The organism is Rhodococcus qingshengii JCM 15477 (genome assembly GCF_023221595.1).
GTDB lineage: Bacteria > Actinomycetota > Actinomycetes > Mycobacteriales > Mycobacteriaceae > Rhodococcus_F > Rhodococcus_F qingshengii.
The window spans coordinates 2,387,674-2,402,119 of the sequence record NZ_CP096563.1 but is presented as its reverse complement, the minus strand read 5'-3'; the positions used below and the strand labels follow the sequence as shown (position 1 = coordinate 2,402,119).

Annotated in this window: 12 protein-coding genes and 1 tRNA gene; 8 read left to right on the top strand and 5 right to left on the bottom strand. The window is 62.3% G+C overall.

The window, feature by feature from the left end; translation table 11 throughout:
* Nucleotides 1-164 precede the first annotated feature (164 nt).
* From M0639_RS11010 to M0639_RS10995, 4 genes are read left to right on the top strand one after another with little or no spacing between them, the layout of a single operon-like run.
* Nucleotides 165-947, top strand: a complete 783-nt coding sequence (locus M0639_RS11010) for an ABC transporter ATP-binding protein (RefSeq protein ID WP_003942349.1) — start codon at nt 165-167, stop codon at nt 945-947.
* Nucleotides 944-1,849 carry an ABC transporter permease gene (locus M0639_RS11005; protein WP_007731277.1) on the top strand — a complete coding sequence of 302 codons (906 nt, stop codon included), beginning with the start codon at nt 944-946 and terminating at the stop codon, nt 1,847-1,849. The genes M0639_RS11010 and M0639_RS11005 overlap by 4 nt, the downstream gene beginning before the upstream one ends.
* Nucleotides 1,846-2,916 carry an isopenicillin N synthase family dioxygenase gene (locus tag M0639_RS11000; protein ID WP_064075172.1) on the top strand — a complete coding sequence of 357 codons (1,071 nt, stop codon included), beginning with the start codon at nt 1,846-1,848 and terminating at the stop codon, nt 2,914-2,916. The genes M0639_RS11005 and M0639_RS11000 overlap by 4 nt, the downstream gene beginning before the upstream one ends.
* A 47-nt stretch (nt 2,917-2,963) precedes the next feature.
* Nucleotides 2,964-3,608: a GntR family transcriptional regulator gene (locus M0639_RS10995; protein ID WP_007731273.1), complete on the top strand. Its 645-nt coding sequence runs from the start codon at nt 2,964-2,966 to the stop codon at nt 3,606-3,608.
* 4 nt (nt 3,609-3,612) lie between these two features.
* Here M0639_RS10995 and M0639_RS10990 read toward each other — a convergent pair whose 3' ends face one another.
* The 3 genes from M0639_RS10990 to M0639_RS10980 form a co-directional block, all read right to left on the bottom strand.
* Nucleotides 3,613-4,389, bottom strand: coding sequence for an esterase/lipase family protein (locus M0639_RS10990; RefSeq protein WP_003942360.1), 777 nt, complete (start codon nt 4,387-4,389; stop codon nt 3,613-3,615).
* Between the two features lie 73 nt (nt 4,390-4,462).
* Nucleotides 4,463-4,536: transfer RNA gene (locus M0639_RS10985), tRNA-Met, on the bottom strand.
* Nucleotides 4,537-4,809: 273 nt separating this feature from the next.
* Nucleotides 4,810-6,114: an IS256-like element ISRer3 family transposase gene (locus M0639_RS10980; RefSeq protein ID WP_042927240.1), complete on the bottom strand. Its 1,305-nt coding sequence runs from the start codon at nt 6,112-6,114 to the stop codon at nt 4,810-4,812.
* A 352-nt stretch (nt 6,115-6,466) separates the two neighbouring features.
* On the opposite strand from M0639_RS10980, the gene M0639_RS10975 reads away from it, so the two are divergent.
* Complete coding sequence (locus M0639_RS10975; protein WP_003942299.1) at nt 6,467-7,021, top strand: transglycosylase family protein; 555 nt, start codon at nt 6,467-6,469, stop codon at nt 7,019-7,021.
* 88 nt (nt 7,022-7,109) lie between these two features.
* Here M0639_RS10975 and M0639_RS10970 read toward each other — a convergent pair whose 3' ends face one another.
* Nucleotides 7,110-10,085 (bottom strand): UPF0182 family protein, encoded by a 2,976-nt coding sequence (locus M0639_RS10970; protein ID WP_030534991.1) that lies wholly within the window; start codon nt 10,083-10,085, stop codon nt 7,110-7,112.
* 168 nt (nt 10,086-10,253) lie between these two features.
* Between M0639_RS10970 and M0639_RS10965 the strand changes: the two genes are divergently transcribed.
* Nucleotides 10,254-10,856, top strand: coding sequence for a PPA1309 family protein (locus M0639_RS10965; RefSeq protein WP_019747831.1), 603 nt, complete (start codon nt 10,254-10,256; stop codon nt 10,854-10,856).
* A gap of 26 nt (nt 10,857-10,882) precedes the next feature.
* Here M0639_RS10965 and M0639_RS10960 read toward each other — a convergent pair whose 3' ends face one another.
* Nucleotides 10,883-11,905: a YlbL family protein gene (locus M0639_RS10960; RefSeq protein WP_054187616.1), complete on the bottom strand. Its 1,023-nt coding sequence runs from the start codon at nt 11,903-11,905 to the stop codon at nt 10,883-10,885.
* 123 nt (nt 11,906-12,028) lie between these two features.
* Between M0639_RS10960 and M0639_RS10955 the strand changes: the two genes are divergently transcribed.
* Nucleotides 12,029-13,429 carry a zinc-dependent metalloprotease gene (locus M0639_RS10955; RefSeq protein ID WP_063316619.1) on the top strand — a complete coding sequence of 467 codons (1,401 nt, stop codon included), beginning with the start codon at nt 12,029-12,031 and terminating at the stop codon, nt 13,427-13,429.
* Nucleotides 13,430-13,527: 98 nt separating this feature from the next.
* Nucleotides 13,528-14,442: a hypothetical protein gene (locus M0639_RS10950; RefSeq protein WP_064074952.1), complete on the top strand. Its 915-nt coding sequence runs from the start codon at nt 13,528-13,530 to the stop codon at nt 14,440-14,442.
* Nucleotides 14,443-14,446: the final 4 nt, after the last annotated feature.

Sequence of the window (14,446 nt, the reverse complement as noted above, 5' to 3'; positions counted from 1 at the left end):
CAATCGACTAGTTGTTTCCATCAGGTAACGCGCGCCAGGATTCTCGCTTCACCTGCAATGTCACCTCACATTTACATTCAGCAATCTAGGCGACATACATGCAATTCAAGATGGTTCATACATCTTGAAGAACTTTTGCATGCGATATTGAACCGGAGGCTCAGATGGAACTCGCGAACACGATGCAGGATGCCGACGCTCGCAAGCTCACCGCACCGATGCAGATGGTCTTTTCCGATGTCGTCAAGAAGTTCGATACCGGCACTGTCGCGCTGGACGGCATCGATCTGAACGTGGAGCGAGGAGACTTCGTCGCCGTGGTCGGACCCTCCGGCTGCGGCAAGTCGACTTTGTTGCGCATGGCGGCCGGCCTCGAGCGACCGACCAGCGGCGCGGTTGCCCTCGACACCGAATCAGTTGGCTTCATCTTCCAGGAGCCGACTCTCCTCCCCTGGCGAACCGTGCAGGCCAACGTCGAATTGTCCGCCGAACTCGGTGGCGGCGACAAAGCAGCCCGAAAGTTGCGCGCCGACGAGGCAATTCGCGCAGTGGGCCTGGCGGACTTTGCGAAACAACTGCCCAACGCGTTGTCGGGCGGAATGAAGATGCGTGTCTCGTTGGCGCGTGCGCTCACCCTCGCACCTGCTGTGATGCTGCTCGACGAACCTTTCGGTGCTCTCGACGAGATGACACGACTGGAGATGCAGGTAGAGCTGCAAAGGCTCTACACCGACAAGGGGTTCACCTCGATGTTCATCACGCACTCGGTATCCGAGGCCGTGTACCTCGCAAACAAGGTGGTCGTCATGACCGCCCGGCCCGGACGAATCCATTCGGTCGTGGACATCGATTTCCCGTACCCGCGTAGCCCGGAACTGCGCTACGACGCCCGATACACCGAACACGTCGCCGAGATCTCGGCCAGTCTCCATGGGAGCTCACGATGACCGAAGTCCTTGCAGTGCAACAGGGCACCACCGCACGCAATTCCGCCGTTCGCACTGATTCTGCGACCGCTGCGCGAGCACAGTCACAGCCCGGACGGCCCTCTCGAATGAGAGCGCTCGGCACCTTCCTGCTCTATCCGCTGCTCTCACTTGCCGGCGCGGTCGCAGCGTGGTCGATCGTCAGCTACCTCGTTCTCTCCCCTGAACGTCGATTCCTCCTTCCGCCGCCGAGTCAAGTACTGACAAAGTCGCTACTCGACTGGAAGCACCTCTCGCCCATGCTCGAAGCCCTCGCAGTGACGGCACAGGTAGCACTGGTCGGCTTCGTCGTCGCGGTGGCAGTCGGCGTCGGAACCGGCGTGCTGATGAGCCAGGCCAAGTGGATCGAGCGGATCGTCTATCCCTATGCCGTTGTGCTGCAGGTCATTCCCATCCTCGCCATCGTCCCCCTCATCGGGCTCTGGTTCGGCTACGGTATGACCGCGCGTACCCTGGTGTGTGTTCTCATCGCAGCCTTCCCGATCATCACCAACACACACTTCGGATTGCAATCGGTCGATCGCGGACTGCACGAACTCTTCACCCTCGGCCGCGCGTCCCGTTGGGATCGATTGGTGAAACTCGAACTGCGAGCGGCAATGCCGGCTATTCTCACCGGCATCCGCACCGCCTCCGGCCTTGTTGTCGTCGGTGCCATCATCGGCGACATGTTCTTCGCCAAAGGACAACCCGGGATCGGAACGCTGCTCGACGTCTACCGAAGCCGCCTTCAGTCCGAGGATCTGATCGCCGCGATCGTGATCGCGTCGGTGTTCGGTGTCCTCGTCTTCTCTGCCTTTGGATTCCTCTCACGTGTGCTCGTCGGTAAGTGGCACACGTCCGGCCGCAAGGACTTTAAATGACCCACGAAACTCCTGTCTTCGAAATTCCTACGATCGATATCAGCCCGTACCTCCGCGGCGAGGCAGCGGTTGCAAACGCCACCAACAGCACTGCCTGTGCGGAAGTGGCAGCTCAACTCGATCGCGCGTGCCGGGAGGTCGGATTCATACAGATTGTCGGACACAGCATTCCACGATCGGCGACCAAAGGACTGGCCGACGCTCTCGACGAGTTCTTTGCTCTCCCACTGACGGTGAAGAACAACTATCGCCGTCCCTCGTCCGAGAACCGCGGCTACTCACCACCGAAATCGGAATCACTCAGCATGAGCCTGGGCGTCGCCGCTGCGAACCAGATGAACGATTTCTACGAAGCAATAGTCGTGGGCACAGAGGTGAGCGACTATCCGGGCGTCGACCTACCCGAGTCCAGCTACGCCGCCAACACCTGGCCCGTGGCCGCGCCCGGATTCCGACCGGCAATCGAAGAGTATTTCCGTCATTCCCAGGGCTTGGCACGAATCCTGATGTGCGCCTTTACCGACGCTCTCGGATTGCAGCCCGGGTACTTCGATTCGATGCTCGACCATTCGATCGACGCGATGAAGATGAACAACTACGCACTGCCCGAGGGCGAGATCCGCATCTCCGGCGACATGACGGGAATGGGCGCTCACACCGACTTCGGAATCTTGACCATCCTGTGGGCAGATCAAGTTCCGGGCCTTCAAGTTCTGAGTGCCGACGGCGTATGGCACGACGTCCAACCTGCCGACGGCGCACTCTTGATCAACCTCGGCGACGCGATGGCACGCTGGACGAACGACCGATGGCGCTCGACAGTGCACCGAGTCGACCCACCTATCGTCGATGGTCAGATCATCCGACGTCGCTCTGCCGCATTCTTTTTCGACGGGAACTACGACGCCGTCATCGAAGCACTGCCAGGGACTCTCACACCGGGCGAAGTGGGATACCCGCCAATCACGATCGCTGAGAACATCGCGGCCAAAGTGGCCGGACTGAAAGGCGCGACGGCGCCCGACGTCGACAGTCGCAGCGCTGACCGGGTGCGCGCCGCTGGATAGCGCTCCCGGGTACCGTCGACATCGTGCAGGATCGAAGTGAGGACAAGATGACCACCACCGAACGAGCTTTGCTCACCGAGTCCGTGCACGAGACACTTCGCGAACTGATCTTTTCGGGAGAGCTGGCGCCGGGGACACCACTGAGTGTTCCCGCGCTGGCGAGCAAGCTCAATGTCAGTCGAACGCCGGTCCGCGAGGCCGTGCAGCAGTTGATCTACGAGGGCATCGCCGTCCACACACGGAATGCGGGTGCAAAAGTCGATTCGCTGGACGCGGAGTCTCTGCGCGCGGTCTTCGAGGTGCGTGAGGTACTCGACGGTCTCGCGGCGTTCAACGCCACGGCCAATGCCACGCACGAAACCGTGTCACAGCTGAACAAGATGGTGCAGGTGCAACGCGAACTTCTCGAGAGCCCGCCGGATCAGCGTCGGGATTCGAAGCTCGACCTCGAGTTTCACACCTTGATTCGTGAGACTGCATGCAATCACCCACTCAGCGAAGCCCTGCATCGTCTGGATGGACAGTCACATCTCTACCGTTCGGACATGTGGAGCCTCGAGCTCAATCGGCGGATCGCCGTCACCGAGCACGCACGTATAGTCGCGGCCATCGAATCGGGTGACGCCTTGGGGGCGAGGACTGCCGCGAGCGCACACGTAGCCGGGCTACTCGTCCGAACAACCCGGACCTGAAGCTTTACCGAAATGACGGAAACAGTGTGTCAGGCCAGGTGATGTCGCCGTCGTTCTCGTCCACGAACGTACCGACACAGTCGCGCCCCAAAGCGCTGATCGCTCCCGAGATGACCTCTGGATGCTCGAGCTCGGTGAGGTGGTCTCCTCCGGTTCCGGCCCCGGGAACGCCATCGACGTACACCCGGCACTGGCCCCCGTCCAACCGACCGTCCGCCCACTCGCCCGAACTCTGCACCACCGAATAGTAGGCAGATCCAGGAGTGTCCTCACCGGCATTGAGCTTGGTGAGAACTTCGGAGAACATGCAGGTGTCGTAACCGTCGGCAGGGCCTTGTACGCAGCCACCGGGGCTACCGTACTGTGGCGCACCGATGGCGACGAATGAATCCACTACTTCGGAGCCACCGAGGAACTTCGCATAGTACCGGGAGCTCAGTCCACCCGCACTGTGCGCGATCACCCCGACGGAGTCAGCGCCGGCAGCGTAGGAGCGAATCGAATCGGCAATCAGCTCGGCGTCGGCCGCAATCATCTTGCCGGGTGCGTCGACGAAGTGTGTCTCGTAGCCCGCAGCGCTCAGTGCCTTGTCGAGGGCGCGGTAGGTCGCCTGGTGCGTTTCTCCCGAGTTGTAGAGCTGCTGCCCCGGAACGATGAAGACCACGCGCTTCGCATCGGTGATCCGCCCACCGGCGGCAGCGCTTCCTGCCGAGAACGCCAGAGCGGTGGTCACCAGCGAAGTAGTCACCGCCATCGCCAAAAGAATCTTCGAGAGTCGCACGTCGCCACCCTACGACGGCTGCGCACAAAAAAGGACCGCCGCACTGGAATCCAGTGCGGCGGTCCTTTTCTAGTAGCGGGGACAGGATTTGAACCTGCGACCTCTGGGTTATGAGCCCAGCGAGCTACCGAGCTGCTCCACCCCGCGATGCATGGACAAAGTTACACGAGCAGGTGAACGGAACGCAAATCGCCTGCGCTGGAGCGAAATACACGCCTGAAAGTCGAAGAATCGGGTGACTGGGTTCACAAAATGCCCGTGAGCATCAACACATAACAAGCATGTAACGAACGTACGTCGAAACGGCATCGGAAAGGCTCTACCAGCACAAACGCTAAAATTTTGGGTCGAGAGCAGACCAGACAGTCCGGAAAATTGCGAATCGACGAGATATTGTCAAGACCTGTGGATGAGGGTGTTTCAGGCGACCTCCGTTTCGCTTGATTCGTCGGGCTCAGCGGGTGAGATGTCGATGGGTCGTTCGAGCAGCTTGCCTTTGTGGAACACCGCGCCGGCACGGACCAGCGCGACCAGATGGGGGGCGTTGACCGCCCGCCAGCGGGCTTGTGCGGCGTCGATCAGCTTGTAGGCCATGGCAATCCCCGCTGCGCGTGACCCAGGGCCCTTGGTGACCTTGGTTCGCAACCGCACGGTCGCAAACGTCGATTCGATCGGATTCGTAGTGCGCAAGTGGATCCAGTGCTCGGCCGGGTACCGGTAGAACTCCAGGAGCACGTCGGCGTCGTCGACGATCTTGGCGACCGCCTTGGGGTACTTCGCGCCGTAATCTACCTCGAAGGCCTTGATCGCGACCTGGGCCTTGTCGATGTCCTCGGCGTTGTAGATTTCCCGCATCGCCGCGGTCGCACCTGGATGAGCCGACTTGGGCAGCGCAGCAAGCACATTGGCCTGCTTGTGAAACCAGCAGCGCTGTTCACGGGTATCCGGAAACACCTCCCGCAGTGCCTTCCAGAACCCCAGCGCCCCATCACCGACGGCCAGCACCGGGGCGGTCATCCCGCGGCGTCGGCATGAGCGCAGCAGATCAGCCCACGACTCTGTGGACTCCCGGAACCCATCGGTGAGCGCGACGAGCTCCTTGCGGCCGTCGGCGCGGACGCCGATCATCACGAGCAAGCACAGCTTCTCCTGCTCCAGGCGGACCTTGAGATGGATGCCGTCGACCCATAGGTACACGAAATCGGTGCCCGAGAGATCCCGGTCGGCGAAGGCCTTCGCCTCGTCCTGCCATTGCGCGGTCAGCCGGGTGATCGTCGAGGCCGACAGCCCGGCACCAGTGCCGAGGAACTGCTCCAACGCCGCACCGAAGTCGCCGCTGGACAGCCCGTGCAGGTACAGCAGCGGCAACACCTCGGTCATCTGCGGGGACTTGCGTGACCACGCCGGCAGGATCGCCGAGGAAAACCGTTGCCGTTCACCGGTCTCGGCGTCGACACGGCGGTCGTTGACCCGCGGTGCGGTCACCGTCACCGCCCCCGCCGCGGTGAGCACGTCACGCTCGTGGTGATAGCCGTTGCGGACCACCAGCCGCCGGCCGTGCTCATCGAGATGCTCGGCGAACTGCTCGATGTATGCGGCGACTTCGGCGGCCAACGCCGCCGCGAGCATCTGCCGGGCACCGTCGCGAACGATCTCGTCAAGCAACGACCGACCAACACCGCTGTCGTCGTTGGAGGATTGCTGATCCTGAACTACCGTGAGCATGGGCGTACCTTCCCGAACCAGCGCGCCAACGCCGGTCCTGATCAGAGCTGATGGAATTTCAGATCATTCCCGGGAAGGTGCGCCCACTCACGCCGCCTCGCCGAGAACCATCCACAGGTTCTGATCATTGCTCCGAATCGACCCTCGTTCGACGCTCCCGTACGGTCGGTCCCGGCCCGAATCAACCGGGCGAACGCCGACCCGCCGCTGCTCCACTCTGCCCCGCGGGATCGGAACCCCCGAAACCTTCGAGGGGCAGAGACACGGAGAGACAAGCGCCCGGGAAAGTCAGCATCATCGCCGACCCGCAGGCCCGCCGATGTCAGCAAGCGCGGAGAGGATTTACCCCGACATGACGTACACCAGCATCAGCAAGCGTGCATTCGGCACATTGGCAGTAGCCGGCGCACTTGTCGCAGTGCCCCTCACCATGAGCACCGGCACCGCTTCCGCAGCCACCCACAACTGGGACGGCGTCGCACAGTGCGAGAGCGGTGGCGACTGGAACATCAACACCGGAAACGGCTACTACGGCGGCCTGCAGTTCTCGCAGAGCACCTGGACCGCCAACGGTGGCACCGGCTCGCCCGCCAACGCTTCCAAGGAAGAGCAGATCCGCGTCGCCGAGAACACCCTGCAGAGCCAGGGCCCCGGCGCATGGCCCGTCTGCGGCCAGCGTCTGACCGTCGCGAGCGAGCCTGCAGTCGAAGAAGCTCCCGCCGCAGCACCGGCTCCCGTCGCCGAGGCACCCGCAGTTGCTCCCGCCATCGAGATCCCGGCCGAGCTCAAGCCCGCCGCACAGCAGGCTTACGACACCGCTCGTGACCTCGCCGGCCAGTACGGCTTCGCCGCACAGTTCCAGCAGCTCTCCGATGCCAACGCACCGATCGTTGCAGCACTGCGCTGATTCAGCTCGTACAGCTTCACCTGAGAACACAAGAAGGCCCGCCATCCGGTCGGATGGCGGGCCTTCTGTGACTCACGAACGAGGTCGACTAACTGGGCGGCAGCGCCTGGTAAGCGTCAACCGCCTTCTGCAGGCGATCCAGCGCGGCTCCGTAACCACTGAAGTCACCAGTCTGTTGCGCAGACTTCAATGCATCCATGGCAGCGTTGACCTCTGCCAGAGCCTTCGACACATCTTCCGATGATGCCGGACCTGTAGGCGTCGTCGGCGCCGTCGGCGCGGGGGTGGTCCCGGTTCCCGCCGGCGGTTCCGTCGTGGCAGTTCCACCCGGTGCGGTGGCAGCACCCGCGGCTCCACCATTGTCGAAGACCTGATCGAGCGCCTCGGCCAACGTGGATGCGTAACCGACACGAACCCTGCTGCCAGCCTTCGCAGACTCCTGGTAACTCACCAGAACTCGGGAAAGCTGCGGGAACGAAGTCGTTGTGTTACTTCGCTCGGTATACATGGGTTCGACGTAGAGAATTCCACCCTCTGCGATCGGCAAGGCCAACTGGTTGCCGTATCGGATCGTGTTGGTTCTCTCCAGCAGTGCCTTCTCCGAGCCCACGCGAGCATCCGAGATCATCGAGTTCTGCGACTGTGACGGACCCTGCGTCTGTTTGTTGACGGGCAACTGCAGAACAGTGATCTTGCCGTAGTCCTTCGGATCCGAATTCACGGTGATGTAAGCCGACAGGAAGTCTCGCTGGAATCCCACCATCGGACTTGTGAGCCGGAACGACGGCGCGCCGGTTTCCTGGTCCCCCACCATCACGTAGTACGGCGGTTCATTTTCCTTCGAATTCTCCACCGTCGGCTCGTTGGGCACCGACCAGAAAGCGTTGTTGGTGAAGAACTCGGTCGGATTGTCGACGTGGTACTTCGCCAACATTTCCCGCTGAACCTTGAACAGGTCTTCGGGATAGCGGAAGTGTGCCCGCAGATCGTCCGAGATATCACTCTGCGGCTTGACCGTGTCCGGGAACACACCCTTCCACGCATTGAGTACCGGGTCGTTGTCGTCGACCTGATAGAGCGTCACGGTGCCGTCGTAGGCATCGACGGTTGCCTTGACCGAGTTGCGGATGTACGAGACTTCCTTCTTCGGCAACAAACGACCGGTCGTTGCATCCACACTGTCCGCGACCAGTCCGTCCAGCGAACTGCGCTGTGCGTACGGGTAGTTCTCCAGCGTGGTGTACGCATCGACGATCCAGACGATCTTGCCGTCGACTGCGGCCGGGTACGCATCTCCGTCAGTGGTCAACCACGGAGCAACCTGACCGACGCGATCGCGAGGATCACGGTTGTAGATGATCTTGGAATCCGAACCGACGGCACCCGAGAAGAGAATGTTCCTCTCCGTGTACTTCGCCGCGAAAGCCAAGCGATTGACCCAGTTTCCGATGGAGACGCCGCCGGAACCGGTGTAGGTGTACTTGGTCTGCTCCGTGTCGTATTCGCGAGCTTCCGAACCACCGGCACCACCGACGATTGCGTAGTCGTCAGCGCCTTGACCGATGACCTCGCCGTAGTAGATGCGCGGTTGATCGACCTTGATGACCTGTGTTCCCGCGTCCTGCGAGGCGATGTCGCTGACCGTGTAGATCGGGTAGCCCGCATTGTTGTTGTTCGCGTTGTCCTTCGTCGGGTCCAGGACCGGCGCAGTGATCTTGTTCGCCGGAGCGGCCACCAAGCCGTCGCCGTGGGTGTAGACCGTGTGCTTGTTGATCCAGTCCGTCTGGTTTCCCTGCAGGTTGTTCGGTGAGATCTCACGCGCCGCCACGATGTAGTCGCGCATCTCACCGTCGATGTCGTAGCGATCGATGTCGAGCGAGGGCGGGAACCCGTAGAAGTTCTGACGCTGTTGCTGCTGGGTGAAAGTGGGCGACAGAATGTTCGGATCGAGGAGACGAGCATTGGCAATAGTGGTGACGTCTGCCGGCACCTCGCGCGGAATTGCGTCGCCGTCACCCGAGTAAGGCTGATATGTGACCTTGTCGTCCGTGATTCCGTAGGCCTGCCTGGTGGCCGCGATGTTCCGCTCGATGTACGTACTCTCCTTGTCCGCCGCGTTGGGCTTGACGGAGAACTGCTCGACGATCATCGGCCAGACTGCGCCTACGAGCACGGACGAGAGAACCAGCAGAGCAACGGCCATAGCCGGGATACGAAGGTCGCGGGTGAAGATCGCAGCGAAGAAAGCCAAAGCACAGATGATCGCGATGGACATCAATATCAGCTTTGCCGGGAGCACAGCCATGATGTCCGTGTATCCCGGGCCGGTGAACGTCGGCTCTTTACGGCCGCTCGAAAGCAACGAGTAGCGATCGAGCCAGTAGGCGACGGCCTTCAACAGCACGAAAGTGCCGGCCAGAACAGCCAACTGCACACGAGCGGCGGTAGTGAACGTCCCCGCTCGTCCGGCCAATTTGATTCCACCGAAAACGTAGTGGGTGATCAGATTTGCCACGAAAGCCAGCAGGATCGAGACGAACAACCAGTTGAGAACGAAACGGTAGAACGGCAGATCGAACGTGTAGAAGCTGACGTCCATGTTGAACTGCGGATCGGTGATACCGAATGCCTGGCCGTTGAGGAACAACTGGATAGTGACCCAGTTGGCCTGCGCGATGAGACCGGACAGGATGCCGATCGCTACCGGAATGATCACGCCGAACAGACGAAGACGCGACATAACGGTGGTGCGGTAGCGCGCGATCGGATCATTGGGCCCGGAGACCGGGACGAACACCGGGCGTGCGCGGTACGCGAGAAGCATCGCGAGCCACACGATGGCGCCGACGACAATTCCGACGACCAGGAAGAGCACGAATCGCGTCAGCAGAACCTTGGTGAAGACACCGCGGAAGCCGACTTCGCCGAACCACAACCAGTCCGTGTACATGCCGATCAGTCGCGGCCCCACGAGCAGCAAGGCCGCCACTACGACAGCCACCACCAACAAGATTCGACTGCGTCTGGACAGAGAGGGTAAACCTGCGGGGGGCCGCATGCCCACGTGCCACGCTCCAAGATTTGGCGACGCCGTGGCGTCGCAACCGATTGCATCGATCACTGCGGCCACGCCCGAGTGGACTTGGCCGTTTCCGACCACTCTACGTAACAACGGTCACGGGTTGACAACACGGAGAGCGGGGAGCCGGACAGAAGGTGGGAGGATGAACGTGTGAGTGAAGAGAATATGAGCAGATCACCGAGTGCCCTCGCCCGGTGCGTTCATGAAGTTGTCGACCACATCGACGCCGAAGGCTGGGATCAGCCGCCGAAGCTGTACGCGTTGGTACCCACCGAAATGCTCGCCGCGGCCGAACCCGGACTGCTCGACCAACTCGCCGAGGGCGCCGAATACACACCGATCGAACAGGAATCGCTTCCCGAGGACATCATCGGCGGTTCACGGGCACTCGACGAGTTCCTGGCGACGACGCATTGGCCCGAGTCCGTGCAGGGTTGCATCCTGGTGCAGGAGATCGTCGTCCTGCCGCCCGAGGCGGAATCGGATCTCGACCACGCCACGGCGCCGGTGTTGACCGATCAGCACGCGGCGGACGAGGTCGCGCGGCTGACGGCCAACGCGCATCCCGATCGACGCGAGGCTCGACTGTTCGTCGGCGTGCTCCGTGACGGTCCCTCGCTGTCGCTCCTACAGATGCGTCCCGACGAGGATGCGGATCCGTACGGTGACTTGGAACTGCTCACCTACGACGGTCTTGCACCTCACCTCGTGCACGCCCTGTACGCGACGCTCGACGAGGTCGAAGAAGACTGACAGAGTCGTCGGCGGCCAGGCAGCTTTCAGCAGCGGGGTGCGTCGCCGCCCGTGTTGAGGCTCTCGAGTGAGTCCACTGCGCCGGGCAGGTTGTCGACCTTGACGAGTCGAAGCCCGTCCGGCGCATTCTGTTTCGCCTCGTCACAGTTCTGGGCCGGCACGAGGAAGGTCTCAGCACCGGCTTGGGACGCGGCGATCAACTTGTACCTGATGCCGCCGATCGGACCGACCTCGCCGTCGGAGTCGATGGTGCCCGTTCCGGCTACGAACTTTCCGCCGTTGAGCTCCCCCGGAGTCAGCTTGTCGACCAAGGCCAGTGTGAACATCAGTCCGGCAGAAGGACCGCCGATGTCGGCGAGATTGAACTGCACGGTGAAGGGAACGTCCGGGACCTCGCTGGGTGTGACGCCGAGGTAACCCGATTCGGGCTTGTTGGGCCGCGCCCCGACGGTGACCGGCACAACGGTCTCCACACCCTCACGAAGGACGGTGACGTCGATCGCGGTGCCGGGCGCGATCGCACCGACCGTGTCCTGAACGCCGGTGATGGTGGTTACCGGAGTGTCGCCGATCTTGACCAGGACGTCGCCTTCTTGCAGGGCACCCGCAGCGGGACCGTCCGGAGTCACCTTCGAAACAGTCAGTGCCACCGGCTTGCCGAGAAAGTGCAGTGCCGCCAACTCGGCACTGTCCTCGGATTGCTGGAAGTCGGCCGTGTTGGCCTGCTGAATCTCTTCCTTCGACTTCTCGGGCGGATAGATCTCCGAGCGAGGGACGAGTCCGTTGCTGCCACTCGCCCACAGTCCGAACGCTTCGAAGATGTTGAGACCGTCGCGAACCGACACCGTTGTCATGTTGAGGTTGCCGTCGGTGGGATCGACCTCGGTCCCCTGGATGTCCACGACGGGCTTACCGTCGACGTCGCCGAGCGTGTTGAAGGTGGGGCCCGGACCGAGTGCGACATAAGGAACAGTGACCATTGTTCCGACGACTCCCAACACGACGATGGGTGCGAGTGCGGCCAAGAGCGTCACTATCCGTCGATTCACCTGATCCAGAGTAAAGCGCGAAGGCTCCGGAGCACCGATCGCACCGCCTGAGCGCCGTGCGTGTTCGCCGTCAGCGTGACTCGGAGGGCGACTCCGACCGCTCGAGCCTTGTACCGTTGAGGTATGAGCAATATGCCGTTCGGCTTCTCCAACTCCGACGACGATCCCGATCGCGACAAGAACGCGGCGGGTGGCAATCCGTTCGGGGGTGGTGACATGCCGTTCGGGTTCGGCGCGGGCGGTGAGGGATTCGATCCGGCTCAGCTCGGCCAGATGCTCACCCAGTTCGGGCAGATGCTGAGCGGAATGGGCTCGTCGATGGGCCAGGGCGGTACGTCCGGCCCGGTCAACTACGACATCGCCAAGAAGCTGGCACGCCAACAGATCGGATCGGTCACACCGATCACCGAGGGCAACGTCAAGGCGATCGCCGACGCCGCGCACCTGGCCGAGATGTGGCTGGACGCCGCGACAACGCTCCCTGCCGGAGCGAGCCGCACTCTTGCGTGGACTCCGAACGACTGGCTCGACAACACGATCGACACCTGGAAGCGACTCTGTGATCCGGTGGCCGAGAAGGTAGCGGGCATGTGGGTCCAGGGTCTTCCGGCCGAAGCACAGCAGATGGCTGGCCCGATGCTGGGCATGCTCGGCCAGATGGGCGGACTCGCGTTCGGCTCGCAATTGGGCCAGGCACTCGGCCAACTGTCCACCGAGGTGCTCTCCTCCACTGACATCGGCCTGCCCCTCGGCCCCGAAGGCACCGCGGCCCTTCTCCCGGCTGCGGTTCAGGCTTTCAGTGAGGGTCTCGAACAGCCGCATCAGGAAGTTCTGGTCTTCCTCGCCGCGCGGGAAGCCGCTCATCAGCGCCTTTACAGTCACGTTCCGTGGCTGCGCCAGCGTGTTCTCGCGACAGTGGAGGAATACGCCCGCGGAATCACCATGGACTTCTCGGCGATGGAAGAATTCGCCAAGGACCTCGATCCATCCGCTCTCACCGATCCGAGCAAGCTCGAAGCGTTGATGCAGCAGGGCACGTTCGAGCCGCAGAACACACCGGAGCAGAAAGCCGCTCTCGAACGTCTCGAGACTCTGCTTGCGCTGGTCGAGGGCTGGGTGGAGACGGTCGTCACCGCCGCACTCGGCGAGCGACTGCCTGGTGTTGCCGCGATGAGTGAGACGTTGCGGCGTCGCCGCGCTACCGGCGGCCCCGCCGAACAGACCTTTGCGACGCTGGTCGGACTCGAACTTCGTCCTCGCAAGGTCCGTGAAGCGGCCGGTTTGTGGCAGAAGCTCACCGCGGAAGCCGGTATGGACGTTCGCGACGGCGTCTGGTCGCATCCCGACCTGATGCCCGATTCGAGCGATCTCGACGCACCGGACGGATTTGTCGCCCGTGTCCTCGGCGCCGGCGAAGCCGGTAATTTCGACGACCCGATAGCCCAGCTCGAAGCCGTCGAGGCAAAAGAGCGTGCGGCCGAGGCAGCGATGGACAAGACCCGCGAGGACGACGAAGAGAAGTAATCCCTTCTCGACCGATTTTCGCAGATCAGCCGCGATGACCGCCTGTGGATAACTGCCGCTGACGGGGACTCGCCGAGGGCCCGTCGTGCCAGCATCGAATGATGACCGGTCACACACACGACGACACCAGACAAGACAGCACTTCACAGCGATCCGCGGGACCTCGATGGGACCCGCGGATCGCTGTTCTGTCGCGCCCGGATGGTCGACTGCAGCTGGGATGGACCCCCGGACGTGCCGTCCTGCTGACTCTGCCTGTCGGGGTCGACGATCGCGCGGTGAAGTCGATCCTGCGCAAAATGGACGGCTCGAGATCCCGCGCAAACATCCTCTGGGAAGCGTCGAGGCTCGGGATTCCCATATCCGTGACGGAGGAGTTGCTCGAGCAACTCGCCGATTCCGGTTTCGCCCACACTGCCCGCAGAAGCACCGCGACGGTCCGGATTCACGGTGTCGGTCCGCTCTCTGACGCCATCGAGCGCGCACTGGTCACCGGCGGGGTCAGCACGCGTCGCTCGCGCGGGTATCGCAACACCGACGTCGTGCGCACGTGGAACGAACAACTGGTGGTCCTGAGCGACGACGTCGTGACTGATCCTCGTCTGGTCAGCGATCTCGTTCGCTGTGGACTCCCCCACCTTTCCGTCCGCATCCGCGACGGCAACGGTGTGGTCGGTCCTCTTGTCCTGCCTGGTCAGTCGAGTTGCCTGCGGTGCGCAGACATCCTCCGATCCGAACTCGACCCTCATTGGCTTCATCTGTCCGCGCAGCTACTCGGCAGCGCAGGCCACGCGGAATCGGCGATGATCCATGCAAGTGTCGCGCTGGCCCTGGCCGAGATCGACTCCGCATTATCGGAGACAGCGGCGACGCATGCGGCGAGTCTGTCGTCGACGCTCGAGATCGCGCTCCGTCCGTATCGGATCACAACCAGGCGCTGGCCTCGGCAAATATCCTGCAGTTGCCAATACCTGGCACCTGTTTCGGGCAAAGGACGCCCCAGTCAGACATGATGGT

Excerpts from the sequence above, each read along its gene's own strand:
- M0639_RS11005 (WP_007731277.1), top strand. The coding sequence starts at position 944 with ATGACCGAAGTCCTTGCAGTGCAACAGGGCACCACCGCACGCAATTCC.
- M0639_RS10950 (WP_064074952.1), top strand. The coding sequence starts at position 13,528 with ATGATGACCGGTCACACACACGACGACACCAGACAAGACAGCACTTCA.
- M0639_RS11010 (WP_003942349.1), top strand. The coding sequence starts at position 165 with ATGGAACTCGCGAACACGATGCAGGATGCCGACGCTCGCAAGCTCACC.
- M0639_RS10980 (WP_042927240.1), bottom strand. The coding sequence starts at position 6,114 with ATGCTCACGGTAGTTCAGGATCAGCAATCCTCCAACGACGACAGCGGT.
- M0639_RS10995 (WP_007731273.1), top strand. The coding sequence starts at position 2,964 with ATGACCACCACCGAACGAGCTTTGCTCACCGAGTCCGTGCACGAGACA.
- M0639_RS10975 (WP_003942299.1), top strand. The coding sequence starts at position 6,467 with ATGACGTACACCAGCATCAGCAAGCGTGCATTCGGCACATTGGCAGTA.
- M0639_RS11000 (WP_064075172.1), top strand. The coding sequence starts at position 1,846 with ATGACCCACGAAACTCCTGTCTTCGAAATTCCTACGATCGATATCAGC.
- M0639_RS10955 (WP_063316619.1), top strand. The coding sequence starts at position 12,029 with ATGAGCAATATGCCGTTCGGCTTCTCCAACTCCGACGACGATCCCGAT.